At 39.4% G+C, this 25,243-nt stretch carries 26 protein-coding genes and 2 tRNA genes; 11 read left to right on the forward strand and 17 right to left on the reverse strand.

Annotated features, from left to right (window positions below; all coding sequences use genetic code 11):
- Position 1 precedes the first annotated feature (1 nt).
- Positions 2 to 77, reverse strand: a tRNA-Val gene (locus QP437_RS09070).
- Positions 78 to 249: 172 nt separating this feature from the next.
- Here QP437_RS09070 and gltX point away from each other — a divergent pair.
- Together gltX and QP437_RS09080 are read left to right on the forward strand one after the other, a co-directional pair.
- Entirely contained in the window at positions 250 to 1,692 is a 1,443-nt protein-coding gene (gene gltX, locus QP437_RS09075; protein WP_285267622.1) for a glutamate--tRNA ligase, read from the forward strand.
- Between the two features lie 80 nt (positions 1,693 to 1,772).
- A tRNA-Ala gene (locus tag QP437_RS09080) sits at positions 1,773 to 1,848 on the forward strand.
- Between the two features lie 55 nt (positions 1,849 to 1,903).
- Here QP437_RS09080 and mtgA read toward each other — a convergent pair.
- From mtgA to QP437_RS09130, 10 genes are all read right to left on the reverse strand, one after another.
- Entirely contained in the window at positions 1,904 to 2,650 is a 747-nt protein-coding gene (mtgA, locus tag QP437_RS09085) for a monofunctional biosynthetic peptidoglycan transglycosylase (protein ID WP_285267623.1), read from the reverse strand.
- Entirely contained in the window at positions 2,628 to 2,936 is a 309-nt protein-coding gene (gene trpR / locus QP437_RS09090; protein ID WP_285267624.1) for a trp operon repressor, read from the reverse strand. The genes mtgA and trpR overlap by 23 nt, the downstream gene beginning before the upstream one ends.
- 32 nt (positions 2,937 to 2,968) lie before the next feature.
- Positions 2,969 to 5,206, reverse strand: coding sequence for a transglycosylase SLT domain-containing protein (locus tag QP437_RS09095; protein WP_285267625.1), 2,238 nt, complete (start codon positions 5,204 to 5,206; stop codon positions 2,969 to 2,971).
- Positions 5,207 to 5,272: 66 nt separating this feature from the next.
- Positions 5,273 to 5,569, reverse strand: a complete 297-nt coding sequence (locus QP437_RS09100) for a YciI family protein (protein WP_049368043.1) — start codon at positions 5,567 to 5,569, stop codon at positions 5,273 to 5,275.
- 11 nt (positions 5,570 to 5,580) lie between these two features.
- The gene (gene yciA, locus QP437_RS09105; RefSeq protein WP_285267626.1) at positions 5,581 to 6,051 is read right to left on the reverse strand and encodes an acyl-CoA thioester hydrolase YciA; all 471 of its coding nucleotides are present in this window, start codon (positions 6,049 to 6,051) and stop codon (positions 5,581 to 5,583) included.
- Positions 6,051 to 6,605, reverse strand: coding sequence for a septation protein A (locus tag QP437_RS09110; protein ID WP_285267627.1), 555 nt, complete (start codon positions 6,603 to 6,605; stop codon positions 6,051 to 6,053). The genes yciA and QP437_RS09110 overlap by 1 nt, the downstream gene beginning before the upstream one ends.
- Before the next feature lies 1 nt (position 6,606).
- Complete coding sequence (locus tag QP437_RS09115) at positions 6,607 to 7,317, reverse strand: beta-methylgalactoside transporter (protein ID WP_285267628.1); 711 nt, start codon at positions 7,315 to 7,317, stop codon at positions 6,607 to 6,609.
- A 156-nt stretch (positions 7,318 to 7,473) separates the two neighbouring features.
- Positions 7,474 to 8,112 carry a phosphoribosylglycinamide formyltransferase gene (purN, locus tag QP437_RS09120; protein ID WP_285267629.1) on the reverse strand — a complete coding sequence of 213 codons (639 nt, stop codon included), beginning with the start codon at positions 8,110 to 8,112 and terminating at the stop codon, positions 7,474 to 7,476.
- A 67-nt stretch (positions 8,113 to 8,179) separates the two neighbouring features.
- Entirely contained in the window at positions 8,180 to 9,217 is a 1,038-nt protein-coding gene (gene purM, locus QP437_RS09125; protein ID WP_285267630.1) for a phosphoribosylformylglycinamidine cyclo-ligase, read from the reverse strand.
- Between the two features lie 153 nt (positions 9,218 to 9,370).
- Entirely contained in the window at positions 9,371 to 9,658 is a 288-nt protein-coding gene (locus QP437_RS09130; RefSeq protein ID WP_049383144.1) for a YfcZ/YiiS family protein, read from the reverse strand.
- A 208-nt stretch (positions 9,659 to 9,866) separates the two neighbouring features.
- Between QP437_RS09130 and QP437_RS09135 the strand changes: the two genes are divergently transcribed.
- From QP437_RS09135 to mutH, 3 genes are all read left to right on the forward strand, one after another.
- Entirely contained in the window at positions 9,867 to 11,246 is a 1,380-nt protein-coding gene (locus QP437_RS09135) for an outer membrane protein transport protein (protein WP_285267631.1), read from the forward strand.
- 89 nt (positions 11,247 to 11,335) lie between these two features.
- Positions 11,336 to 11,875 carry a methylated-DNA--[protein]-cysteine S-methyltransferase gene (locus QP437_RS09140; RefSeq protein ID WP_014064877.1) on the forward strand — a complete coding sequence of 180 codons (540 nt, stop codon included), beginning with the start codon at positions 11,336 to 11,338 and terminating at the stop codon, positions 11,873 to 11,875.
- Entirely contained in the window at positions 11,872 to 12,543 is a 672-nt protein-coding gene (gene mutH, locus QP437_RS09145) for a DNA mismatch repair endonuclease MutH (protein ID WP_049376461.1), read from the forward strand. The genes QP437_RS09140 and mutH overlap by 4 nt, the downstream gene beginning before the upstream one ends.
- Before the next feature lie 15 nt (positions 12,544 to 12,558).
- Here mutH and tilS read toward each other — a convergent pair whose 3' ends face one another.
- From tilS to znuC, 5 genes are all read right to left on the reverse strand, one after another.
- Positions 12,559 to 13,851 (reverse strand): tRNA lysidine(34) synthetase TilS, encoded by a 1,293-nt coding sequence (gene tilS, locus QP437_RS09150; protein ID WP_285267632.1) that lies wholly within the window; start codon positions 13,849 to 13,851, stop codon positions 12,559 to 12,561.
- Positions 13,851 to 14,717 carry a pyridoxal kinase gene (gene pdxY, locus QP437_RS09155; protein ID WP_005696722.1) on the reverse strand — a complete coding sequence of 289 codons (867 nt, stop codon included), beginning with the start codon at positions 14,715 to 14,717 and terminating at the stop codon, positions 13,851 to 13,853. The genes tilS and pdxY overlap by 1 nt, the downstream gene beginning before the upstream one ends.
- Positions 14,718 to 14,831: 114 nt before the next feature.
- Complete coding sequence (gene accA, locus QP437_RS09160) at positions 14,832 to 15,779, reverse strand: acetyl-CoA carboxylase carboxyl transferase subunit alpha (RefSeq protein ID WP_070775685.1); 948 nt, start codon at positions 15,777 to 15,779, stop codon at positions 14,832 to 14,834.
- 87 nt (positions 15,780 to 15,866) lie between these two features.
- Positions 15,867 to 16,652, reverse strand: a complete 786-nt coding sequence (gene znuB, locus QP437_RS09165; protein WP_070775686.1) for a zinc ABC transporter permease subunit ZnuB — start codon at positions 16,650 to 16,652, stop codon at positions 15,867 to 15,869.
- Between the two features lie 9 nt (positions 16,653 to 16,661).
- Positions 16,662 to 17,456: a zinc ABC transporter ATP-binding protein ZnuC gene (znuC, locus tag QP437_RS09170; protein WP_070775687.1), complete on the reverse strand. Its 795-nt coding sequence runs from the start codon at positions 17,454 to 17,456 to the stop codon at positions 16,662 to 16,664.
- 178 nt (positions 17,457 to 17,634) lie between these two features.
- Here znuC and mepM point away from each other — a divergent pair, with 178 nt between their 5' ends.
- From mepM to QP437_RS09200, 6 genes are all read left to right on the forward strand, one after another.
- Positions 17,635 to 19,110, forward strand: coding sequence for a murein DD-endopeptidase MepM (gene mepM / locus QP437_RS09175; RefSeq protein ID WP_070775688.1), 1,476 nt, complete (start codon positions 17,635 to 17,637; stop codon positions 19,108 to 19,110).
- A 133-nt stretch (positions 19,111 to 19,243) separates the two neighbouring features.
- Entirely contained in the window at positions 19,244 to 20,197 is a 954-nt protein-coding gene (locus tag QP437_RS09180) for an ABC transporter permease (RefSeq protein ID WP_285267633.1), read from the forward strand.
- On the forward strand, positions 20,190 to 21,149 hold the full coding sequence (locus QP437_RS09185; protein ID WP_285267634.1) for an iron chelate uptake ABC transporter family permease subunit: 960 nt from the start codon (positions 20,190 to 20,192) through the stop codon (positions 21,147 to 21,149). Before QP437_RS09180 ends, QP437_RS09185 begins: the two co-directional genes overlap by 8 nt.
- Positions 21,140 to 21,901 carry an ABC transporter ATP-binding protein gene (locus QP437_RS09190; RefSeq protein ID WP_285267635.1) on the forward strand — a complete coding sequence of 254 codons (762 nt, stop codon included), beginning with the start codon at positions 21,140 to 21,142 and terminating at the stop codon, positions 21,899 to 21,901. The genes QP437_RS09185 and QP437_RS09190 overlap by 10 nt, the downstream gene beginning before the upstream one ends.
- 14 nt (positions 21,902 to 21,915) lie before the next feature.
- A complete protein-coding gene (locus QP437_RS09195) occupies positions 21,916 to 22,824 on the forward strand; it encodes a siderophore ABC transporter substrate-binding protein (RefSeq protein WP_285267636.1) in 909 nt (302 codons plus the stop codon).
- A gap of 120 nt (positions 22,825 to 22,944) precedes the next feature.
- Entirely contained in the window at positions 22,945 to 23,895 is a 951-nt protein-coding gene (locus tag QP437_RS09200) for a sigma 54-interacting transcriptional regulator (protein ID WP_285267637.1), read from the forward strand.
- On the opposite strand, the gene hflX is transcribed toward QP437_RS09200, so the two are convergent.
- Positions 23,885 to 25,240 (reverse strand): ribosome rescue GTPase HflX, encoded by a 1,356-nt coding sequence (gene hflX / locus QP437_RS09205; RefSeq protein WP_285267638.1) that lies wholly within the window; start codon positions 25,238 to 25,240, stop codon positions 23,885 to 23,887. The genes QP437_RS09200 and hflX overlap by 11 nt on opposite strands.
- Positions 25,241 to 25,243 lie beyond the last annotated feature (3 nt).

Raw genomic sequence — 25,243 nt, forward strand, 5'->3', positions numbered from 1 at the left:
GTGGTGGGCGATACCGGTCTCGAACCAGTGACCCCCTCCTTGTAAGGGAGGTGCTCTCCCAACTGAGCTAATCGCCCTTAACGTTGTGGATTGGCATTATAAGTATAATGAGATTTCAGTCAATATATTTTTATGAAAAAGCGTCTAGTTGTTGCAAAAATAGGCATAAAATCAGATTTTTTATTTAGAAGTCACGCAAGTCGTAGTAAAATAAAGGTAATTTTTGTAAATGAATAGGTTATTAAGAAAATGAAAATTGATCCTCCTTTTGAATTAGATCCAAATGTAAAAGTACGTACGCGTTTTGCCCCAAGCCCAACAGGTTATTTGCACGTGGGGGGCGCACGTACAGCTCTTTATTCTTGGTTGTTTGCAAAACATAATAACGGTGAGTTTGTATTACGTATTGAAGATACCGATTTAGAGCGTTCTACACCGGAAGCAACAGCGGCAATCATTGAAGGAATGGAGTGGTTAAACCTTGCTTGGGAACACGGTCCTTATTATCAAACCAAACGCTTTGATCGTTACAATCAAGTGATTGATGAAATGATTGAGCAAGGCTTGGCTTATCGTTGTTATTGCTCTAAAGAACGCTTAGAAGAATTACGTCATACACAAGAGCAAAACAAAGAAAAACCACGTTATGATCGTCATTGTTTGGATGATCACAATCATGTAGCTGGTGAGCCACATGTTGTACGTTTTAAAAACCCAACAGAAGGTTCTGTCGTGTTTGATGATGCAGTGCGTGGTCGTATTGAAATCAGCAACAGTGAATTAGATGATTTAATTATTCGTCGTACCGATGGTTCACCAACCTACAACTTCTGTGTGGTAGTGGATGACTGGGATATGGGCATTACTCATGTTGTGCGTGGTGAAGACCATATTAACAACACCCCGCGTCAAATTAATATCTTAAAAGCGTTAGGCGCACCAATTCCAGTATATGCGCACGTTTCCATGATTAATGGTGATGATGGCCAAAAACTCTCAAAACGTCATGGTGCGGTAAGTGTGATGCAATATCGTGATGACGGTTATTTACCAGAAGCCTTAATCAATTATCTTGTTCGTTTAGGTTGGGGCCATGGTGACCAAGAGATCTTTACACGTGAAGAAATGATTAAATTCTTCGAATTAGATCACGTGAGTAAATCTGCAAGTGCATTTAACACAGAAAAATTATTGTGGTTAAATCACCACTATATTCGTGAATTACCACCTGAATATGTGGCAAAACACCTTGCATGGCACTATAAAGATCAAGGTATTGATACATCAAATGGTCCAGCGCTAACTGAAATTGTGACGATGCTTGCAGAACGTTGTAAAACCTTAAAAGAAATGGCATCAGCAAGCCATTATTTCTTCGAAGAGTTTGAAAGCTTTGATGAAGCAGCAGTGAAGAAACACTTTAAAGCAGCAGCGATTGAACCACTTGAAAAAGTAAAAGAAAAATTGACCGCACTTTCTACCTGGGATTTACATTCTACGCATGAAGCGATTGAACAAACCGCGGCTGAATTAGAAGTGGGGATGGGTAAAGTCGGGATGCCATTACGCGTAGCAGTAACAGGCTCAGGCCAATCACCTTCTATGGATGTGACATTAGTGGGTATTGGCCGTGAACGTGTGTTAGCACGTATCCAACGTGCCATTGATTTTATTAAATCTCAAAACGCTTAATATTTAGGCTGATAAGCAGGATTTGATTATTTCAATATTGACAGTTTATCAGCCGAAATTTATCATAGCTTGCGTTATTTGGGGATATAGCTCAGTTGGGAGAGCGCTTGAATGGCATTCAAGAGGTCGTCGGTTCGATCCCGATTATCTCCACCAAATTTAAAACCTTGAAACTTAAAGTGAGTTTCAAGGTTTTTTCTTTATGGCAAATCTACATTTCTTTTAGATAATTCAAGCCTAATCCATTCATTTGTCGCATAATCCAACTTTGTTTTTTACGAACTAACGCACTAGGCTTATTCACTTTATAGATGATAGGGTTTGGTAAAACCGCTGCGAGTAATGCCGCTTCTGATTGAGTTAAATTCTTCGCCGATTTTTTGAAATAATAGCGACTAGCTGCTTCCACACCAAAGATGCCATTACCAAATTCTGCGATGTTCAAATACACTTCTAAAATGCGTTCTTTGGACCAAAAGATTTCCATTAATGCCGTTGTGGGAACTTCTAACCCTTTACGAAACCAACTTTGTCCATGCCAGAGAACGAGGTTTTTCGCGGTTTGTTGAGAAATCGTTGAAGCACCTCTGGTTCTTTGAGATTTTTCATTAAATTTAAAGGCCTTTTGAATCGCCTCAAAATCAAAGCCCCAATGGTGGGGGAATTTCTGATCTTCAGCGGCAATCACTGCAAGTTGCATATTCGGTGAGATTTCATCAAGGCTCACCCAATCGTATTTGATTGAATAGCTGAAATCCAACTGTAATAAGTGCCCGATTTTTTGCTGTGCCATATAGGCAGAGAAGGGAACAGGGATAAAGCGGAAGCAAATGAAAAATGCCAGGATTGCGAGAGAAAAACGCCACGCAACCCGTTGCCAATTTTTTTTCCACCAAGAGGGGCGAAAAAGATGTAAAAGTGCGGTCAGAATTCGCTTAGTTTTTTGCAGTTTGCTCATTGAGTTGGCTTTTCACCCAGTTTATAAAATCCGGATCCATTGTTTTGAGCATATTAGAACCACGCGTAATGGTTGCTGCACTGGTATTGAGATTCTGTTGAATCTCTCGTTGGGAGAGATTCTTATCCAATAACTGAGCCACGATTTGTAAACGTAAACCCACTGCATCACGCTCATCTGGCGTGAGCAGAAGCGTTAATAAATCTTGTGCTTTGCCTTGCTCAAATGCGGTTTGCAAGGTCGCGAGGAAAGCATTCCATTGTTCTAAATTGCGACTAATATACATATCAACAATCCTATACTATTAAACTAGTGCGACTAGTATAGCCGATCGTATTCCTCTTTGCTAAAGGTTTGTAATTTTTCTTTGTCTTGTAGGTGTTGATAGTAAAAATCGTAAGTTAATACGTTTTGAACATAACCTCGTGTTTCAAAGAACGGAATGGAGGCAATAAATTCATCCATAGCCAATTTGCCATTGGCTCTCGCAAGCCATTTTTCTACACGGCTTGCTCCCGCATTATAGGCAGAGGCGATCAAAATGCGATTGTTTGGATATTTAGCATTCAGCTCATTTAAGTGCGCCGTACCGAGTAAAATATTATTAAGCGGTTTGAATAAATCTAACTCACCGTTATAAGGAAGTTGCTGATTTTCTGCCGTTTTTTGCGCGGTACTTGGTAATAGCTGCATTAATCCTCGCGCATTTGCGGAAGATTGTGCCATTGGATTCCACGCACTTTCTTGGCGAGCAATGGCCATCGCAAAAGTTTTGGTGACACGATTATCCACAATCGCTTGAGGTTCCGTTTCGCTGAGACTCACATTACTGAGAGCAATATCAAAATATTGACTATAAGCATTTGGTAAACGTAATCCGATATAATCCCATGCTTTCGCAATAATCGACCCATCCACACCTAATTCAAACCAATTTTGTTCATTCGCATATTGGCTTAAAGCAATCTGTAGTTGTTCTTCTTGCGATAATTTTTCTAACAGAAAACGCCAACGTTGTTTGGCAGCGCCTAATCGATCTAATTGACGTAATTCAGCAATTTCTGCGAGCTCTGGTTGAAATTTTTTATATTCATGTGCCCAGTAGGGATCGGAAATACTCCGCGCGACATATAATTCTGCTTGACCGAAATCATATCCTGCGCCACGATTTTCAGGATATAATTTTGCTGTCGCTAACATTGGGTAGAATCCGCGTTCGTTGCTTAATTCAGAGAATATTTCTTTGGCTTTTGTGACATTCTCTTTTTCGAGTGCTTTCCCCATCCAATAACGCCATTCTTGTTTTTGCTTCGCTTCATTGGAAAGGGCATTCAACCAACCTAATAAATCCGTTTTTTGCCAAATAGCCGTACGCAAACGACGTTCAATGAGGTTATCGGCATTCAGTTTTAGGATTTCTTGATCGCGCCATTGCACAAAGTTGGGGCTTTCGTTATCAAAGAAACGGCTAATAAAGGCGATTTTCCAATCACGTAATTCAGTTTCGTTTAATTGCCAAGTCTTCGCCCATTGCTCGTAAGGGGTGAATGTTGGCTCATTCATATTTTCTGGAATAGTACGCAGATAACGAGCAAAACCTAGCACTACGACAAATTTATTGGTGATTTTATTCGTATTACCATCGATTAATGGCAATTTCTCAGCGAGTGTTTTCAAATTGGCTGGATTTTTTAAGAGATCCTGATAGAGCGCTAAATGAGCGGCTACTTGCTCATCTTCTTTAGCGTTCTCAATTTTTTCTAACTCTTTAGCGAGTATTTCTAATCCTTTCGCATCATTTTTACTGAAGAGCATTTCAGCTTTTTGATAGATTTTTTCTGGAGTACGGCCACCCTGTGAATACCAAGCAGCCCACAGCTGAGCATCATTCGGAAGCTCTGCATTGTTGAGCCAAAGTTTTTCATACTCAGACAAAATAGCCGATTTATCCTTATCATTTGAAGCGTTTTCTATCGCCTGGGTGCTATTAGTCGCTTCTAGTTGATATTTTGCTGTAAGCACGGCAATTTGTGTTTCCAAATTATTAGGCGTGAGTTTGGCGAGAGCTTGAGTATCTTCAGCATTGGTGAATAACGTAAAAATACTTTGTTCTAATTTTCCACGTAGAAAATGAGAGGAATGTTGCTGAATAAATTGTTCAATGTCTGTTCTCAATGCATTCACTTCTTCACGAGGCGTATCGCGGTTAACGGTTTTTACACGAGCATCCAAATAAGCAACTATAGCATCAGTTTGCAATGGATAACCTTTTAAAGAATCAATAAGCCCAAGAAATAATTTGGCATTATTAGAAACATGATTATTTTTGACCGCACTTTTTAGGAGCGACTCTAATTGCAGAAAAGTCGCGCGTTGTTCAATCAACTTTAATTCATGAGCGTGCTGTTGCTGTGCCCATTTGGCTTGTTCTTCTGCAAGATTAATTTGTGGCACCGTTTCATTTTTGCTTTTATGGGCATGCTGATTAGCCAAAGCTGAGCCTGAAATTGCGGTTAAAATTAATAACGAAATTGTCGTGTGTTTAAGTGCTCGCATAGGAGATTCCATATAAAGAGAAAGACGGATATTTAGATCCGTCTTTGAGTGTAGAGTTCGTTTTATTTAGAAAACTTTTTTGAAAGGTTTCACAATTACATCACCGTAAACGCCAGCTTCAACATAAGGATCTTGTGCCGCCCAGTCTTTTGCTGCAGACAGGCTTTCGAATTGAGCAATCACAGTTGAGCCGGTAAAGCCAGCTTCACCTGGATTTTCATCGTCAATGGCTGGATTGGGACCGGCGGTTAATAAACGACCTTCTGCTTGTAATTGTTTTAAGCGAGCGAGATGCTGCTCACGTACAGCAAGGCGTTTTTCTAAAGTGCCAGGAATATCTTGGGCAAAAATCACGTAATACATCATTTTTCCTTTTAACAACTTAATTGTAATTCTTCGATGGTGGCTAACGCACGTTCTAATTCAAGATTGCCTTCGCGAGGAATCCCGCGAGCTTTGCCATCTTTCCCAACAGCCACAAAGGTAAATACGGCCTCTGTCACGCAATAACGTTCCCCAATTGGTTCGCTCGCCACTTTTTTCACCCATACTTCTACTTTAATTTTAATAGAAGAGCGACCTACGCTGAGGCATTGACCATAACAACATACCACGTCACCGACAGCAATAGGTTTGATGAAGTTCATACTTTCAACAGCAACAGTGACCACACGGCCATGAGCGATTTCTTTCGCTAGAATTGCTCCGCCCATATCCATTTGTGACATAATCCAGCCACCGAAAATATCGCCGTTGGCGTTGGTATCTGAAGGCATAGCCAAGGTGCGTAGTAATAATACGCCTTTAGATTGACGACCTTCTTTATCTGTAAGATTTGAAACCATTATTTTTCCTCATCATTTTTTTGATCATCTTTAGGTAAGTAACGGTAAATATAAGCGCCGCTGACGATTGTTGCAACAAAGGTCATACCAAGTAAACCAAAAGATTTGAAATCAACCCAAGCATCTTCAGACATATTTTGGCTGATATAAATATTTACAAGCATACACAGAATGAAAAATCCTGCCCAGCCTAAATTCAATTTGTTCCACACATTATCCGGTAATTGGATTTCTTTGCCTAATAACTTTTTCACCAGTGGTGTATTGAATTGGAATTGTGCAACCAATAAAACAATGGCAAATAAGGCATTAATAATCGTGACTTTCCATTGTAGATATTTGATTTCATTGAAATAGGCAGTGAGCAAACCAAAAAAGACGACAGCAATCGCCATGATTTTTTGTTGTTTCTCAATCATGCCATATTTCAGTTTTAGTACAACCATCTGAATGATGGTCGCGATCACTAAGACAATCGCCGCTTCACGCACACCAAACATTTTGTAGGTGATGAAAAAGAGAACAAGCGGAATAAATTCAAGAAGTTGTTTCATATTAAGCCTTCATAAATAAGCTGTAAAAACGGTAAGTAAATACCAAAATAAATATTTGAAATAATGCTACCAAAATGCCAAAAATCACACTTAGAAATGATGTACCTAGGATTGCACCAACGCTATTCACTAATAAAGGTAGAAGTAAATAAGTGATCAAAGCATAAATAATCAATATGCCATTACGTTTAACACCCGCACGCCACACTTGTAAAGCACTTTGCCCGATAGATTGATTGGAAGCAATATAATGCACGGGTGATAAGCATAAACGGACAAAGACAAACAAGCCAAATACCATTGATACAAAAGCTAGAGGGGAGTGCGCATTTTTGCTTAAAAATGAACTCACAACATCAACCATGCCAAAGAGAAGTGGCAAGCTCATAAAAATATCTAAAACTACCACACCTAAAAAACGACGCAATGTCAGCATGAGACCTTGATTAATCGGATTTTGATTTTGCTGACTAATATGATGAATAGTTGCAATACCGAAGGTCGCAATAAAAGACATCAACAATTGTTGGAATACAAAAGATCCAATCAGTGCAGTTGGTTCCACTTTGCTCAATGCATCAATAATATCCTGTAGTGACGGATTAGGATTATCACCCAAACTTGGCAGAGGGACGCTTACTAATTGATTAATCAATTGTGTGACGACAAAAATCCCAATGAAAATCAGCACGGTTTTTCGCTGATTACGCATAAAGTTGAGGCTATCTTGAAAAATCTGAGTAAAGTTAATTTGCATATTATATCCCACAATAATAAAACCCCGATTATACAGGGTTTATTGTTTTTTTCATAAAATCAGATTGTTTAATGGTGATTTGAGTCACTCTTTTCAAGATCGCATATTGCTTTACTCATTAGCGTAACCATTCGGTGGTAATGGCTTACCGTCTAAATAGGCTTGATTTTCAATGAGTTTTAATCGCTCTTCAATAAACCATTTAATCACTAAAGGATAAATATTATATTCCTGTTCACGTGTACGAAGTTCAATCTCCTCGACGGTATCACCAGGGAAAATCGGTACTTTAGCTTGTAACACAATGGCACCGCCATCGATCTCTTCATTGACAAAATGCACGGTCGTACCGTGTTCGCTGTCGCCATTCTCAAGTACTCTTTGATAAGTATGTAACCCAGGATATTTTGGTAGAAGGGAAGGATGAATATTTAAAATTTTCCCAGCAAAACGTTGTGTAAATAGTTTAGTTAAGATTTTCATATAACCGGCTAACACAATGAGATCAATATTGAGATCGTCTAAATAATCACCGATAACCTTATCCATATCGAGATTAGAGGAAAAATCTTGGCGCAAAAAAACTCGGCTAGGAATGCCCGCACTTTTAGCGCGTTCTAAGCCAAATGAATCGATTTTATTACTGATGACAGTCACAATTTTTCCTGGAATAAACCCAGTTTGACAAGCCTCAATTATTGCTTGAAGATTCGATCCTTGTCCTGAAATCAGGACGGCAATTTTTTTCATATTATTCTACATAAAAGAAGGGCGAACCTTTCATTCGAAATTTTCGCCCTGAAATGGAAAAGTGAAATTATTTAATGATAACTTGTGGTTCGTCATCTGTCGCACTTTCGATATGACCGATTAACCAGGCATTTTCACCCGATTGTTTTAAAATCGCTAAAGCGGTTTCCACTTGCGATTGTGGTAATGCAATCACCATGCCCACGCCACAGTTAAATGTGCGGTACATTTCATAGGTTTCAATGTTGCCTTTTTCTTGTAACCATTTGAACACGGGTTGCCATTCCCAACTGCTTTCATCGATAACCGCTTTGGTATTTTTTGGTAATACACGAGGGATATTTTCCCAGAAACCGCCACCCGTTAAGTGTGCGATAGCATGGACTTCCGTTTGTTTGATTAACGCGAGAACAGATTTTACATAGATTTTTGTCGGCGCAAGCACTTGTTCACTTAATGGACGACCATCTAATTGCTCAGTGGCTGGGTTGACGCCAGCAATATCAATGACTTTACGAATTAAAGAATAACCGTTTGAATGTGGGCCACTTGAACCAAGTGCGATTAAAGCATCACCCGTTTTAACTTGACTGCCATCAATGATTTCTGATTTTTCAACCACACCCACACAGAAACCTGCAAGGTCATAATCACCTGCGTGATACATACCCGGCATTTCGGCAGTTTCACCGCCGACTAATGCACAACCCGATTGTACACAGCCTTCTGCAATGCCTTTTACTACGTCAGAGGCAACATCGACTTCAAGTTTTCCAGTCGCATAGTAATCTAAGAAGAATAGAGGTTCTGCACCTTGTACGACTAAATCGTTAACACACATTGCAACCAAATCAATACCGATGGTATCGTGTTTTTTTAAGTCAATGGCTAAACGTAATTTGGTTCCTACACCGTCTGTACCGGAAACAAGGATTGGTTCTTTGTATTTGCCTGGAATGGCACATAGTGCACCAAACCCACCTAATCCCCCAATGACTTCAGGGCGAGTTGTCCGTTTTACGTGTGGTTTAATACGTTCAACTAATTCGTTACCGGCATTAATATCCACGCCTGCATCTTTATAACTTAATGATGGTTTGCTCACAATGTTGTCCTATATTTTTAGGTTAAATGATAAAACGGCGTGATTGTATCAGATTAAGCAAACGTTTGCGATAGTGATTTAATCAGGATTTAAGCAAAAAAATAACCGCACTTTATTTTGCATGATAAAGTGCGGCCAATTTCAAAAGAGTTTTTAGCGATTCGCTAATTCGAAAATCATCGCTTCAGCTTGGCAGCTAAATGTAAAACGAGCCGTTAAATTGGCGCCATTTTCAGTTTCTGTGATTTCACTTTTAATGTCGCAAGGATCGCTTTCTGTTTTGCGTGCTTTTTCAACGAAACGATTAAGTGCCGCTTCAGCTTCAGCTTTATTCGCATAGGTTTGATGAATATCAACAGAGCAATCTGAACCGTCAATAATCGTCCCCACATCAACACAACTACAAGTGAGAGATTCTTCTGCTTTGCATGTTACTGTCATAGGATTTCCTTATTTTAAAATTAAGATTGATCGTATTTTAGCACTTTTGAGCCACCTGAAAAAGTAACTACATTTTTTTAATTTAAATATCATTTATTTACCACTGGTCGGAACACTTACAAATTAGTATGAAATAATTTGCACTCCATTTATTGGAGTTTTAGAATCTCGCGGATTTTTTCATTATTATTAATAACAAAGGTTCCAAATGACAAAATTTAATAAAACGCTATTAGCAACAGCGACATTACTCGCAGCGGGCGGTGCAAATGCAGCAGCATTCCAATTAGCAGAAATTTCTACCTCAGGCCTAGGAATGGCTTATGCAGGAAATGCAGCTGTTGCTGATAATGCTTCAGTAGTTGCAACTAACCCAGCATTAATGACTGAGTTTAAAAAAGCAGAGTTGTCTGCTGGTGGTGTTTTTGTTGATGCTGATGTTGATGTCACTGGTTCTATTGGTGGAGTACCAGCTAATCATAAAAACGTTATTCCTACTGCAATCATACCTAATATGTATGTGGTTGTGCCTGTAAATGATCGCTTCGCATTGGGCGGCGGTATGAACGTTAATTATGGTTTAAAATCTGAATATAACGATACATACGCTGCTGGTGTATATGGTGGTCGAACAGAATTAAAAGCATTAAATTTTAATTTAAGTGGTGCATATGATTTAGGCTACGGCTTTAGTTTTGGTGTTGGTGTAAATACAATTTATTCTGATGCAGAAGTTCAACGTCATTTAGGTATCGGTGGTAAAGCAATTGCTCAGCAATTAGGTGCAATGGCGACAAAATTAAGTGCAGCTGGCCAGGTTGCTCAAGCAACACAGTTATCTGCAGTAGCTAACCAGTTAGCAAATGCACCTGCAAATACATCTGTATCAAAAATTAAAGGTGATAAATGGAGTCTTGGATGGAATGCGGGTTTAACTTATAAACTCAATGAAAATCACCGTTGGGGCTTAGCGTATCACTCCGCAGTAAACGTTAAATTTAAAGGCAATTATTCAAATGAATTTCCTGTAGCATATAACGCGTTATTATCCCAGTTAGCAAATACTGGCGTTGCCTTGCCAATTACTCAGGCAACCGGAGGAGAGAACATTCCTGGTAGTTTAACCTTACACTTGCCAGCTTATTGGGAGTTTTCTGGATTCCATAAATTAACGGATAAATTAGCGGTTCAATATAGCTATAAATATACTGAATGGAAACGTTTGAAAAGCTTAACTGCATATGGTGAAAGCGGAAATGTTTTATTCCACAAAGATGAAAAATTCAGTAATTCTTCACGTTATGCATTAGGTTTCTCTTATGATGCAACCGAAGCGTTAACAGTGAGAGCAGGTGTTGCTTATGATAAGAATGCAAGTATCAATCATCCATCAATTTCAATTCCAGACACAGATCGTATGTGGTATAGCTTAGGGGCAACCTATCGTTTTACTCCAAACTTATCAGCTGATTTTGGATACGCACACTTACATGGTAAGAAAAATAGCTTTAAAGAAGGTTTATCAGGTCAATTTAAAGTTAAATCAAGTGCTAACCTTTACGGTTTAAACTTAAACTACAGTTTCTAATTTGTAAAAAATTTAGCATAATACGTAGCACACCGAATGTATGTTCGGTGTGCTTTTTTCTTATATGACTTCATAAAAACGAGAGAAAAATGACCGCACTTTTTTATGCTTATATGGACTCACCAATTGGTCGGTTATTAATGCTTTCTGATGGTGAACATCTTACAAATTTAGATTGTGAGTTAGAACAAACCACGCCAAATCCAAATTGGATTTTACGAGAAGATTTACCGCTTTTTGAAAAAGTGCGGTGCGCTTTAATGCGTTATTTTAATGGTGAGCCAGAAAGTTTCTCCGATATTCCTTTATCGCCTAAAGGTACCGCATTTCAACAGGCGATTTGGAAAGCATTGCGTCAAATTCCTTATGGTAAAACGGCGAGTTATGGCGGGTTAGCAGAAAGCATTAATAATCCCAAGGCGGTGCGTGCCGTTGGTGGTGCAGTAGGGAGTAATCCCATTAGTATTATTATTCCATGTCATCGTGTATTAGGGAAAAAATGTGAAATCACTGGTTTTGGTGGTGGATTGCCGGCAAAACGCTTTTTATTGAAACTAGAAAATATTCCTTACATCGACAAAGGCGTAGAATACGTTAAACCGAAATTATTGAAGAAATACCACGAATGATCCCACAAACCGAACAAGCCTTATTAGAAAAAGCGCAATCTATTGCGGGGTTAACCTTTGGCGAACTTGCAGATGAATTAAATATTCCCGTTCCGCCTGATTTAAAACGTGATAAAGGTTGGGTTGGAATGTTGCTTGAAACCGCATTGGGGGCGACTGCCGGCAGTAAAGCAGAGCAGGACTTTTCCCATTTAGGCATTGAATTAAAAACCTTACCCATTAATACCGAAGGTTTTCCGTTGGAAACCACGTTTGTGAGTCTTGCACCCTTGGTTCAAAACTCAGGGGTAAATTGGGAAAACTCACACGTTCGTCATAAATTATCGAAAGTCTTGTGGATTCCTATTGAAGGTAGTCGTGATATTCCGTTGCGTGAGCGACATATTGGCCAACCTATCTTATGGCAACCTTCGACTGAACAAGAACATCAATTACGCCAAGATTGGGAAGAGTTGATGGATTATATTGTGCTCGGAAAGTTAGATCAGATTACGGCACGTATTGGTGAAGTTATGCAACTACGTCCAAAAGGCGCAAACAGTAAAGCCATTACAAAAGGCATTGGTAAAAATGGGGAAGTGATTGATACCTTGCCACTGGGTTTTTATTTACGGAAAGAGTTTACAGCAGGCATTTTAAACGCTTTTCTTAATTATAAAAATGGGTGAATCATCACCTATTTTTTATTTCTCTAAGTTCTGAAAAACACGGAAAAAACCCACCGCACTTTGTAAAGTCTCACCATAAAAAATGAGCGGAATACGATTTCGTTGCCAAGGCGGAACGCCGAGCTCTTGCCAAATTTTTTTCATGGTTTCGGCAGGGCGATTATGCTGTCGTTTTACTTTGCCAGTATAAGCAAATCGTATTTGAATCGGCTCTTGTGTATCAGCAAGTTGAACCTGTTTGTTATTCCAATGCACTAAAATGCCTTTCGCATTGTGGGTAGCATAAATTGTTCCAAGATTATCAGGCAAGGCAATCTGTTGATTTAACGGCATATCAAGACAAGTTTTCGACAAATCAGCAAATTTCCCCGTTAAATAGAGATATTGCTGATAACGGCGAATAATATGCTCCCCAAGTTGAAATTGTGGGGATGCATCTGCTTTAGCCTGTATAACATCATCAATAATATGCATTAATTGAACCTGCGTAGGCATGGTAATCTGGTTTTTAGCCAACCACATTCGCAAAAGTGCGGTTTGTTTTTGCGATGAATAGTTTAGAAAGTTTAGGAGCGAAAACTGTTTTTGATCCTCAAGAATGTGCTGCTCAAAGCAGGTCTGTAATAATTCATTGATCAGTTGTTGTTGCTCAAAACAATGTTGTGCGGCACGCTGAACTGCATGATCAAAATGTCCCCAGCGTTGGCGTATTTCAGGTAAAATTTGGTTACGTAAGAAATTGCGATCGTAATGATTATCTTGATTGCTTTCGTCTTCGACCCAAGAGAGATTTTCTTGCTGAACGTAATCTTCTAATTCATTACGGCTAAAAGAAAGGAGTGGGCGTAGAATAGGCATCCCAAATAATTGGCTTTCTTTTTGCATGGCACCTAAACCTTGCAATCCTGCTCCGCGTTTTAGCGCCAGGAAAAAGGTCTCAGTTTGATCATTTAAATGATGTGCAGTGACAAGATATTCATCTGGCTGAATATGTTTTAAAATCGCCTGATAACGAGCTTCTCTTGCGCCCGCTTCAATGCCATCGTGCATTTCCACTTTGACTTTTTCAATAATAAGTGGAATATCAAATTGTTTACAGAGTTGTTGGCAATGAGCCGTCCAAGCATCCGCATTCGGACTTAATCCGTGATGGATATGGATTGCTCGCAGGCTTAAGTGCGGTCGTTTTTTGCTGAGTTTTTTAATTAAAGAAAGCAGTGCAGTTGAATCCAAACCACCGCTAAAAGCAATGAGAAGCTTATTGGCGGTGGTTGGAATTTGAGCTTGGAATAATGAAAAAAGATCCATTAGGCAACTTTAACAGCTTTGTAGTTTGTGCTTGGATTTAAGATCTCAAAACGTGCAGCAATAGGTTGGAGTTCGTAAGATTTCAAATCAAAGGTAGTTTTCATTACGCCAGCAACAGCATTATTCATTTTTTCAAAAGCTTCAACATCATTGCCACAGTTTAAGTAATGCGCCAAGAAAGTTCCCGCAATTAAATCACCCACACCAACAGGTTCAAAAGAGAATTTATAAAGTGGACGACTTAAATGCCATACACCTTCAGGTGTCGCCATAATAATTTCAAAGGTATCAGGATCATTTAATTTACCTGCTTTACCTAAGTGTTTAACCAACACTTTTTTCACACCTTTGGCAACTAACGCATTAGCGGCTTTGAGCACATCGTCAAACGTATTGATAGGGAAATCAGAAAGTGTACGAAGCTCAGAAAGGTTTGGTGTCATGATGTCCGCACGTGGAATGGCTTTTTCAATTAAGCGTTCACGTACACCATCGGCGACCACGCAGACTTTTTCAGCATTTGGCATAACAGGATCGCACAAGTAAAGTGCATTAGGGTTACGTGCTTTGATTTTTTCTAAAGCATAGATAATTTTGTCAACTTGTTCAGCTGAACCTAAATAGCCAGAAAGCAACGCATCACATTCTTGCAGTTTTCCAATGGCATCTAAACCGTTGGCAATTTCGCCGATTTGTTCTTGTGGAATTACCATGCCTGTCCATTTGCCATATTGGGTGTGGTTAGAAAATTGCACGGTATTGAGTGCCCATACATCTACACCTAAGAGCTGCATTGGGAAGGTCGCAGATTTATTGCCAGCGAAGCCATAAACCACGTGAGATTGGATTGCTAATACGTTTTTCATTTTGAGTTCTCCTTTTATATTATTTTAGGCATTGATGCTGTTTCTTGCATCCATGCAACATTTTTTCAAAACACAAAAAAGAGCGGTTAAACTAACCGCTCTTTTTCTATTTTATTAACAATAACCGTAAGACATTAAACGTTCATAACGTCTTTCTAATAAGCCATCTTTGTCGAAGGTATCGAGTTCGTTTAGTTCTTCAACAAGGCATTGTTTTAAATTACGTGCCATTTCATGATAATTACGATGTGCACCACCTAATGGCTCTTGAACGATATTATCAATTAAACCCAACTCTTTTAAACGAGTTGCGGTTAAGCCCATGACTTCTGCTGCGGTTGACGCTTTTTCTGCGCTTTTCCATAAGATAGAAGCACAGCCTTCTGGTGAAATAACGGAATAAGTTGAATATTGCAACATATTCACTTTATCTCCCACACCAATGGCTAATGCACCACCGGAACCGCCTTCACCGATTACCGTACAGATAATAGGTACTTTTAAGGTAGACATTTCACGTAAGTTACGAGCAATCGCTTCAGATTGACCACGTTCTTCCGCACCGATACCCGGGTAAGCCCCTGGCGTGTCGATAAAGGTAATAATAGGTAAGTTGAAACGCTCAGCCATTTGCATTAAACGTAGCGCTTTACGATAACCTTCAGGTGCTGGCATACCAAAGTTACGTGTTACTTTATCTTTTACTGTACGACCTTTTTGGTGACCGATAATCATTACCGCGCGACCATCTAAACGAGCAAGACCACCTACGATTGCTTTATCATCTGCAAAGGCACGATCGCCTGCAAGTTCTTGGAAATCAGTAAAAATATGTTCGATATAATCAAGCGTGTATGGACGATTTGGGTGACGTGCCATACGAGAAACCTGCCATGCATCAAGATTTGCAAAGGTTTTTTTGGTTAATTCATCGCTTTTCTTTTGTAAGCGTTTAATTTCATCGTGTAAATCAATTTTGTCATCAGATGCTGAACGTAGCGCTTCAATTTTGGCTTCAAGTTCAGCAATAGGTAATTCAAAATCTAAATATTCTTGGCTCATTTCTTATCCTAAAATATCGTCAAAAGTTGCCCGCACTTTATCAAGATTTAAGGTGCGGTGCAAATGGTTTTCACTGGTTGGAGCGGATTATAAATATTCCTTTTTTAGTAATGATAACAAAAACAAAAATGCGGAACAAATCACGACAGAAGGACCTGCCGCTGTATCATAAAAGGCAGAAAGGAATAACCCGCCAATGACGGAAAGCATACTGATTAAAATCGCAATAAATACCATTTGTTCAGGCGTTTTAGCAAAACGTCTAGCTGTTGCGGCAGGAATAATTAAGAGCGATGTAATAATCAGGGCTCCGACAAACTTCATACTTAATGCAATTGTCAGTGCGGTCAAAATCATTAAGATAAATCGCATTTTTTTAATGTTAATGCCTTCTACTTGGGCAAGTTCAGGCGAAACGGTGGTGGAGAGTAAGGCTTGCCAGAAGTAAAGCAGTGTGCCTAATACAATGATTACGCCAGCACCAATATAAGGTAAATCGTTAAAATTAATGGCGAGTAAATCCCCAAAAAGATAACTCATTAAATCGACTCGGACATTTTTAAGTAAGCCAACCGTAACCACACCAAGGGAAAGACAACTGTGTGCGATAATGCCTAAAAGGGTATCCACTGAAAATTGCGTGTTACTTTCGAGCCAAACCATTAATACGGCAAGAATAATCGTCAAAATTACAATGGCAACATAAGGATTAATTTGTAGGAAAATCCCTAACGCCACACCAAGCAAGGCCGAGTGGGAAAGGGTATCACCAAAATAAGCCATTTTACGCCACACCACAAAAGCACCCAGTGGTGCGGTAATTAAGGAAAGCAGTAAGCCCGTAAGCAAGGCGGGAAATAAAATCTCAAACATGATTTTTCCTTATTGTTGGCATTCAGATGGATTGGCACTGCAACTACAAACATCACCGTGCATATTATGATGATGATTATGATGGTGCGTATAAAAGCCCACATTTTGTGAGATTTGGTTGCCCCAAAGGCGTATAAATGTTGGATCATTCGATAAACTTTCGGGTGTGCCGGCACAGCGAATATGTTGATTGATGCACAACACTTCTTTACTGTCCGCCATCACGATATGCAAATCATGGGAAACCATTAAAACCGCACAATTTAAGGCTTGTTGAGTACGGTGAATCAGCTGATAAAGTTCAGCTTGACCATTAATATCGACCCCTTGAGTTGGTTCATCTAGCACCAGTAAATTGGGTTTGTTCAAAATCGCACGAGCTAATAACACGCGTTGCATTTCCCCACCTGAGAGTTTTTGCATATTATTTTTTCTCAAATGAGTGATAGAGAGTTGCTCAAGTGCGGTTGATATTTCTTGCGTTTTAACCCCTTTTTTGAGTGCCAGAAAACGCTCAACCGTCATTGGTAAGCTGTGATCGAGGTGAATTTTTTGTGGGACATAGCCAATTCTGACATTGGTGCTATAAATCACCTCACCGGATGTCGGCGGTTGTAATTTTAATAAGGTTTTCAAGAGGGTCGATTTCCCCCCACCATTTGGGCCTACAATGGTGATAATTGAATTAGGATAAATGCTGAAATTAATATCCCGTAATGCTGTCTTTTGTTCAAAGACCACATTGATATTTTTCAGTGTAATTAATGGTGTGGGTTGGGCTGGTTGAATGGCGCGAATTTGCATAATTCCCCCTTTAAAAATAGCTCAATAAAATAGCTCATTTCCTTATTTTTCTCAAGAAATTCCGACTATGCCTAATATTTAGGCATAAGATTTGACATTTTTAGGGTAAAATGAATTTTTCCCAGAGTTTGTAGTCTGAAGAGCGAAAAGCTTTTTATTCATTTTAAAGGTATCTATTTTGCAACACGTTAAATTAGCTAGAGATCGACGGAAAAGAAAATCCCGCCTAAAAGCAGCGATTTTTTTTGCCGCACTTTTGCTTATTTTAACGGGAATTTTCCTCGCCTTTAAAGATACCGCTGACTATGATCCTTCTCTGCAAAGTAATCTTGAGCCAGAGATGGTGGATAACGTTCAATATCAATCCCTTACACCTGAAAAAACAGAATCTGATAAGTCTCAACCTCAAGCAGGTGAACACCCTGAAGCGAAACAACATGCGAATACGGAAGATGCAACTTCTTACGATGATGATCTTCAAGCCAAAGATGATGAAGTGGATGAAATTAAACCGCAGTTTGATGAGCTAACTGATTTACCAAAAGATGCGCAAGATGCGCTCAGCGGTATTTTAGATGTAGCTGATCAGGCATTGCGTATTACCGATCAATTTAGTCATACCGTGGTGCGTGGTGATTCCTTAAAAGACGTGTTAGAGCTTTCAGGTTTAGAAGATGATACGGCGAAGAATTTAATCGCCGAATATCCTGAATTAAAAACCTTGCGTGCAGGTCAGCAGTTCTATTGGATTTTAGATAAAGAAGATCAACTGGAATATTTAAACTGGCTGGTGTCTGAAAAAGAAGAACGCATTTATGAACGCACGGAAGACGGTAAGTTTAAACGCCAAATTCTAGAGAAGAAAAGTATCTGGAAGAAAGAGGTGCTAAAAGGTACGATTAACGGATCTTTTGCATCAAGTTTGCGTGATTTAGGTCTGGATGGTCGTCAAATCAGCCAGTTAAGCTCTGCGTTACAGTGGCAGGTAAGCCTTCAAAAACTCAGTAAAGGCACCAAATTTGCGATTTTAGTATCACGTGAATATTTAGGTGATAAATTAACCGGTCAAGGTAACGTTGAAGCGATTCACATTATGACAGACGGTAAGAGCTATTATGGCATTCAAGCCGCTAATGGTCGTTACTACGATAAGCAAGGGGAAACCCTTGGTAAAGGCTTTGCACGTTATCCATTGCAACGTCAAGCGCGTATTTCGTCACCATTTAATCCAAATCGTCGACACCCAGTAACAGGACGTGTTCGTCCGCATAAAGGGGTGGACTTTGCTGTTTCACCGGGTACGCCAGTTATTGCGCCTGCAGAAGGTGTGGTAGAAAAAGTGGCTTATCAAGCAGGTGGTGCAGGACGTTATGTGGTGATACGCCATGGTCGTGAATATCAAACGGTGTATATGCATTTAAGTCGAGCTTTAGTAGGTGCAGGTCAAACTGTGAAGAAAGGGGAGCGCATTGCATTAACTGGTAATACAGGGATTTCAACCGGTCCACACTTGCACTACGAGTTTCATATTAATGAACGTGCGGTGAACCCGCTTACGGTGAAATTGCCGGGTACCAGCAGCGGAATGGCAACGGCAGAACGTAAGCAATTCTTAGTCCGAGCGAAAGAAGTTGAAAGAACATTAAAATTATAGCGAATAAAGTGCGGTCAAATTTGACCGCATTTTTTATACGACTAAAAATTAGCCGAAAACTGACCGCACTTCATCTTTTCTCTTTTCCTTCAATATGCTATTCTTTTTGCATTTTAGAATTATTCTCATTTTTATGATTAAGCGACGTTATCTGATTTTTCTTTTGATCGTGCTTTCCTTTGTTTCACTTTTTCTCGGGGTAAGTACTGTTAATCTGCAAGGGTTACTGAATTTTGAAGGTAATCAATGGCAGATATTTTTCATTAGTCGAGTGCCTCGTTTAATCAGTATCTTGATTGCGGGTGCATCCTTAAGTATTTGTGGCTTAGTGATGCAGCAACTCAGTCGAAACCGATTTGTTTCTCCCACCACTGCGGGCACCATGGATAGTGCAAGATTAGGGATTTTAATGGCGATGCTGTTTTTCCCAACGGCTTCAATGTTGTTAAAAACGACCATTGCGGTGATTGTGTCTTTCCTTGGCACATTGTTATTTATGACGATTCTGTCCCGTTTGAAATTCAAGGACACGATTTTTGTGCCTTTAGTGGGGATTATGTTCGGTAATATCATCAGTTCGATTACCGCCTTTATTGCTTACAAAGAAGATTTATTACAAAACTTATCTGGATGGCTACAAGGGGATTTCTCGCTTGTGATGTCTGGTCGTTATGAATTGTTGTATTTCAGTATTCCTACACTCATCGTGGCTTATTTATTTGCCCATCGTTTTTCTATTGTCGGGATGGGGAAAGATTTTGCGGTTAATCTAGGTCTAAATTACAACCAGGTACTTTATCTCGGTCTGCTCATTGTGGCGGTGGTGTCTTCGATTATTATCGTGTCTGTTGGGGTGATCTCTTTCTTAGGGTTAATTATTCCGAATATCGTTACACTTTATTTAGGGGATAACTTGAAGAAAGTGTTATCTCATACCGCTTTGCTAGGTGCCGTCTTTGTCTTATTCTGTGATATTTTAGGTCGAAGTGTGATTTATCCTTATGAGATTTCCATTAATGCCGTGGTTGGTGTATTTGGTAGTGGTATCTTCTTATTTTTATTATTAAAACGGTATAGAAATGGCTAAGAAATCTTCTTCTCAACTGATTGTATTGTCGTTGTTAGCCATGGTTTCTCTTGCACTTTATTTAGGCTACAACTTACCGAACCGTTGGCAATATGCCCTGGAAAATCGTGCCTTATCATTAATTGCGATTGTGATTACAGGCGCGGCAATTGCACTTGCTACGATGATCTTCCAAACGGTTGTGAATAACCGAATTCTCACCCCGAGTATTTTAGGGTTAGATTCGCTGTATTTACTGATTCAAACGGCGATTATTTTCCTTTTTGGTTCAAGCACATTGCTTTCAATGAATTCCATTGCCTTGTTTGTATTGTGTACGGGATTAATGATGGCGTTTTCATTAGCGCTTTATCACTTCCTGTTTAAGAAAGAAAACCAAAATATTTTCTTCTTATTGCTTGTTGGGATTATTTTCGGCACCTTCTTTGGCAGCTTAACGACGTTTATGGAAGTGTTGATTGATCCAAATGAATTCCAGATCGCACAAGATATTGGCTTCGCAAGTTTCAACCGAATCAATACACAAATCTTGTGGGTGGCATTAGCCATTTTAGTGGCGACGATTGTTTTCAGCTTGAAATATTGGCATTGCTTTGATGTGTTGGCGTTAGGAAGAGAAAATGCGATTAACTTAGGGATTGATTATCAAAAGACCATAAAAGTCCTATTAATTCTCGTGGCAATTTTAACGTCAGTGTCGACCGCACTTGTTGGCCCACTTACTTTCCTTGGGTTATTGGTGATGAATGTGACCTTTGAATTTGTTCGTGATTATCGCCACAAGGTACTCATTCCTGCCGCGATGTTAATTTCCATTATTACCTTGGTTTTAGGGCAATTATTAGTGACCCATATTTTTACGTTCCGCACGACATTAAGCATCATCGTTAATTTTGTCGGAGGCGTGTACTTTATTTATTTGTTATTAAGAGCAAACAAAAAATGGCAATAGAAATTCGCAATATTACTAAAAGTTACGGAAGCAAAAAGGTGGTGGATAATGTGTCACTCACCATTCCTACGGGGAAAATTACGTCTTTTATTGGGCCGAATGGCGCGGGGAAGAGTACGGTGCTGTCTATTATGAGCCGTTTGTTGAATGCTGATAGTGGCGAGATCTATCTCAACGGTGAATTGCTCAATCGTAAGAAAAGTAGCGATATTGCGAAACAACTTGCGATTTTAAAGCAAACTAACAACATTAATTTGCGTCTAACCATTGAAGATTTAGTTGCTTTTGGGCGTTTCCCTTATTGCAAAGGAAACTTAACCCAAACTGACCGCACTTTTATTGATAATGCCATTGCCTATATGAATTTAGATGATATTCGTCATCAATATATCGATAACTTAAGTGGTGGGCAGCGACAACGCGCCTATATTGCGATGACACTGGCACAAGATACGGATTATATTTTATTGGATGAACCATTAAATAATCTGGATATGAAACATTCAGTGCAGATCATGCAAGTTTTGCGCAAATTAGCGACAGAACTCAACAAAACCGTGGTGATTGTGATTCACGATATTAATTTTGCCTCTTGTTACTCAGACTACATTGTTGCCATGAAAAATGGAAAATTGGTACACCAAGGGGAAGTTAACCACATTATGCAATCACCCGTGCTACAAGATATTTACGATATGACGATACCTATTCAGGATATCGACGACCATAAAATTGCCGTTTATTTTAGATAAATAAGGAAATCTTCATGAAAAAAACATTATCAACATTAGCACTTTCACTTTTTGCTTTGGTCGGTGTTGCTCAAGCAGCAGATATTACCGTTGAAAATGCCGCTGGAAAGCAGGTTGTGCCACAAAATCCACAGCGTGTCATTGTGCTTGATTTCGGTGCGGCAGACACACTTCGTGCATTAGGTGTGCAAGATAAAATCGTGGGCTTCCCACAAAGTGGAAAAATTCCAAACTATCTTTCAGAATTTGCAGACAAAAAATATAAGAATGTCGGTGATTTGAAAGAACAATCATTGGAGCAAATTAATGAACTCAATCCGGATTTGATCATCGCGTCTAAACGTCAAGAAAAAATGATCGACAAATTTAAAGAAATTGCGCCAGTATTTAATGTTGAAAATGACTACAACAATTACTACCCGAGTTTTCAACAAAATGTGACCGCACTTGGTCAGATCTTTGGTAAAGAAAATGTTGCGAAAGAAAAACTTTCAGCATTAGAAAGTAAGGTTGACCAAGTCGCCAAAGATGCGAAAGACAAAACAGCCTTATTGGTGTTGGTTAATGAAAGTAAAATCAGTGCCTTTGGTGATGGTTCTCGTTATGGTATGGTGTATCAAAAATTTGGTTTTAAACCGATTGATGAAAGCATCAAATCGTCTACACATGGACAAAGCGTTGGTTTTGAATATATCTTAGAAAAAAATCCAGACTTTTTACTCGTAGTAGATCGTACTGCGGCGATTACAGAAAAAGCCAACAATGCACAAAAAGTGTTGGATAACGATATCATCAAACAAACCAAAGCGTATAAAGATGGACACATTGTGTATCTTGATGCAGCCAATTGGTATCTTGCGTTTGGTGGTTTAGAAAGCATGGAAATCATCGCACAAGAACTTGATCGTGCAGTGAAAAAATAATACAAAAAAACATCTAAAAGGGCAGTCAACGATTGCCCTTTTTATATGTAAATTAATCTTTACACATATCAATAAACTCCCTATCATATCGGCATCATTCAATAAAATTGAGCTTATTTTATGCTGACATTTAATCCACAAGATCCTTTTTCTTGCTTTGTCACTCAAAGCCTTTCCATGAAAAGTGCGGTCGAAAATGCACAACGTTTTGCGATGTTTGATGTACCGCTTTTAATTCAAGGTGAAACAGGCACGGGTAAAGACTTATTAGCAAAAGCTTGTCATTTTGCGAGCTTGCGTCGTGAGAAAAAATTCATTGCGGTAAATTGTGCAGGTTTGCCAGATGAAGATGCGGAAAGCGAAATGTTTGGGCGTAAAGTGGGTGACAGTGAAACCATCGGTTTTTTTGAATATGCTAACGAAGGTACGGTGTTGCTGGATGGCATTGCTGAGCTTTCATTAAGTTTACAGGCAAAATTATTACGTTTTTTAACGGATGGTTCTTTCCGTCGAGTGGGTGAAGAAAAAGAACATCATGCAAATGTTCGGGTGATTTGTACTTCACAAGAACCGATGGAAAAGCTGTTAGAACAAGGGAAATTGCGCAGTGATTTATTCCATCGCTTAAATGTCTTAGCACTAAATGTACCGCCATTGCGTGAGCGAGTTGAAGATATTCAGCCTTTAACGGAAAGTTTTTTACAAGACATTAGCACGCATCTTAAGATTCCAATGCCGCAATATGATGCTGATTTTTTGAATTATTTGAAAGGGCAGCCTTGGAAAGGTAATGTGCGAGAGCTTTACAATGTGTTGTATCGTGCCTGTTCTTTAGCGAAAAATAACCAGCTTGATATTGAAAGTTTAAATTTAAAACCCGTACAAAGTGCGGTCATTTCTACGGATGATTTTGGTGAGCAAACACTGGATGAGATCATGGGACAATATGAGGCGAGTGTGCTCTGCGCTTTTTATGCACAATATCCAAGTACGCGAAAATTGGCGCAACGATTAGGCGTATCACACACGGCGATTGCCAATAAATTAAAACAATACGGTATTAGTAAATAATTTCTGACAGTTTAGGAAATTGTTTACAAAGTTTGAGCCATTCGACTTTATCAATTTGTACATTGAGGATAAATTCACCTTCATCTGAAATTTGCTCGTGACGAATGCTGTCTAATTGATAGAGTGCGTGGCGAATTTTTCCCTCTTGTGGGAGCAGTGTGAGGGTGAAAGAAAGTATCTCGTTTTTCAACCGCACTTTAATGGCTTCAAGTAGTAGATCTAATCCCTCACCTGAATGTGCTGAAAGATAAACGGCAACGGGCTTATTCTTATCATCATATTCAATATGGGGTGCCACATTTTCCAATAAATCGATTTTGTTATATACCAGCAATACTGGTACTTTGTCAGCCTTAATTTCTTCCAACACTAAATTCACGGCTTCAATATTTTCGATCTTTCGAGCGTCTGCTACATCAATGACGTGCAATAACAAACTGGCTTCTACCGTTTCTTGCAAGGTAGATTTAAAAGCGGAAACTAAATCATGGGGAAGTTGGCGAACGAAACCAACGGTATCCGCGAGAATGGCCGTACCAACATCCTGAATTTGTAAACGTCTTAATGTGGGATCGAGGGTGGCAAAAAGCTGATCCGCCGCATAGACATTGGCTTGCGTGATGAAATTGAATAACGTCGATTTTCCCGCATTGGTATAACCCACTAAGGAAATGGTGGGAATATCTGCTTTTTGTCGAGTTTGGCGATTTTGATTACGTTGTTTTTCGACTTTCGCCAAACGATTTTGTAACTGTGCAATACGAACCTTGATTAAACGGCGATCCGTTTCTAATTGCGTTTCCCCTGGTCCACGTAATCCAACCGCACCTTTTTGCTGATCTAAGCCTGTTTTTCGACGAACTAATCGAGTCGATAAATGCTTAAGCTGAGCTAATTCAACCTGCAATTTCCCTTCGTGTGAGCGGGCTCGTTGGGCAAAGATATCTAAAATCACCCCCGTGCGATCCACTACGCGGCATTGGCAGATGCTTTCTAAATTACGGGTTTGTGCAGGGGTTAATTGATGATTCACCAAAACCACATCGGCATCTAAGTCTTTCACTGCATCTGCAATTTCTTGTGCTTTCCCCTCACCGATAAAGTATTTTGCTTGTGGTGTCGCTCGACTCGTGGTGATGATTTGTAAAATCTCAACATTGGCAGATTCTGCTAAAAGTTGGAATTCTTGTAGATCTTCAATGTTTTTATTTTGAGAAAAGAAAACATGTACGACGACAGCTTTATCTTTTGCTGATTGGCTATTGTCGCCTGTTTTAGATGACGAAAGTGCGGTTGAAATTTCAGGTGAATTTTCAACCGCACTTAAATTGATGAAATCATTCATTGA

Source organism: Haemophilus sp. UMB1048 (genome assembly GCF_030218125.1).
Classification (GTDB): domain Bacteria; phylum Pseudomonadota; class Gammaproteobacteria; order Enterobacterales; family Pasteurellaceae; genus Haemophilus_D.

Excerpts from the sequence above, each read along its gene's own strand:
- gltX (WP_285267622.1), top strand. The coding sequence starts at position 250 with ATGAAAATTGATCCTCCTTTTGAATTAGATCCAAATGTAAAAGTACGT.
- mtgA (WP_285267623.1), bottom strand. The coding sequence starts at position 2,650 with ATGAGCAAACTGCAAAAAACTAAGCGAATTCTGACCGCACTTTTACAT.
- trpR (WP_285267624.1), bottom strand. The coding sequence starts at position 2,936 with ATGTATATTAGTCGCAATTTAGAACAATGGAATGCTTTCCTCGCGACC.
- QP437_RS09095 (WP_285267625.1), bottom strand. The coding sequence starts at position 5,206 with ATGCGAGCACTTAAACACACGACAATTTCGTTATTAATTTTAACCGCA.
- QP437_RS09100 (WP_049368043.1), bottom strand. The coding sequence starts at position 5,569 with ATGTATTACGTGATTTTTGCCCAAGATATTCCTGGCACTTTAGAAAAA.
- yciA (WP_285267626.1), bottom strand. The coding sequence starts at position 6,051 with ATGGTTTCAAATCTTACAGATAAAGAAGGTCGTCAATCTAAAGGCGTA.
- QP437_RS09110 (WP_285267627.1), bottom strand. The coding sequence starts at position 6,605 with ATGAAACAACTTCTTGAATTTATTCCGCTTGTTCTCTTTTTCATCACC.
- QP437_RS09115 (WP_285267628.1), bottom strand. The coding sequence starts at position 7,317 with ATGCGTAATCAGCGAAAAACCGTGCTGATTTTCATTGGGATTTTTGTC.
- purN (WP_285267629.1), bottom strand. The coding sequence starts at position 8,112 with ATGAAAAAAATTGCCGTCCTGATTTCAGGACAAGGATCGAATCTTCAA.
- QP437_RS09130 (WP_049383144.1), bottom strand. The coding sequence starts at position 9,658 with ATGACAGTAACATGCAAAGCAGAAGAATCTCTCACTTGTAGTTGTGTT.
- QP437_RS09135 (WP_285267631.1), top strand. The coding sequence starts at position 9,867 with ATGACAAAATTTAATAAAACGCTATTAGCAACAGCGACATTACTCGCA.
- QP437_RS09140 (WP_014064877.1), top strand. The coding sequence starts at position 11,336 with ATGACCGCACTTTTTTATGCTTATATGGACTCACCAATTGGTCGGTTA.
- mutH (WP_049376461.1), top strand. The coding sequence starts at position 11,872 with ATGATCCCACAAACCGAACAAGCCTTATTAGAAAAAGCGCAATCTATT.
- tilS (WP_285267632.1), bottom strand. The coding sequence starts at position 13,851 with ATGGATCTTTTTTCATTATTCCAAGCTCAAATTCCAACCACCGCCAAT.
- pdxY (WP_005696722.1), bottom strand. The coding sequence starts at position 14,717 with ATGAAAAACGTATTAGCAATCCAATCTCACGTGGTTTATGGCTTCGCT.
- accA (WP_070775685.1), bottom strand. The coding sequence starts at position 15,779 with ATGAGCCAAGAATATTTAGATTTTGAATTACCTATTGCTGAACTTGAA.
- znuB (WP_070775686.1), bottom strand. The coding sequence starts at position 16,652 with ATGTTTGAGATTTTATTTCCCGCCTTGCTTACGGGCTTACTGCTTTCC.
- znuC (WP_070775687.1), bottom strand. The coding sequence starts at position 17,456 with ATGCAAATTCGCGCCATTCAACCAGCCCAACCCACACCATTAATTACA.
- QP437_RS09180 (WP_285267633.1), top strand. The coding sequence starts at position 19,244 with ATGATTAAGCGACGTTATCTGATTTTTCTTTTGATCGTGCTTTCCTTT.
- QP437_RS09185 (WP_285267634.1), top strand. The coding sequence starts at position 20,190 with ATGGCTAAGAAATCTTCTTCTCAACTGATTGTATTGTCGTTGTTAGCC.
- QP437_RS09190 (WP_285267635.1), top strand. The coding sequence starts at position 21,140 with ATGGCAATAGAAATTCGCAATATTACTAAAAGTTACGGAAGCAAAAAG.
- QP437_RS09195 (WP_285267636.1), top strand. The coding sequence starts at position 21,916 with ATGAAAAAAACATTATCAACATTAGCACTTTCACTTTTTGCTTTGGTC.
- QP437_RS09200 (WP_285267637.1), top strand. The coding sequence starts at position 22,945 with ATGCTGACATTTAATCCACAAGATCCTTTTTCTTGCTTTGTCACTCAA.
- hflX (WP_285267638.1), bottom strand. The coding sequence starts at position 25,240 with ATGAATGATTTCATCAATTTAAGTGCGGTTGAAAATTCACCTGAAATT.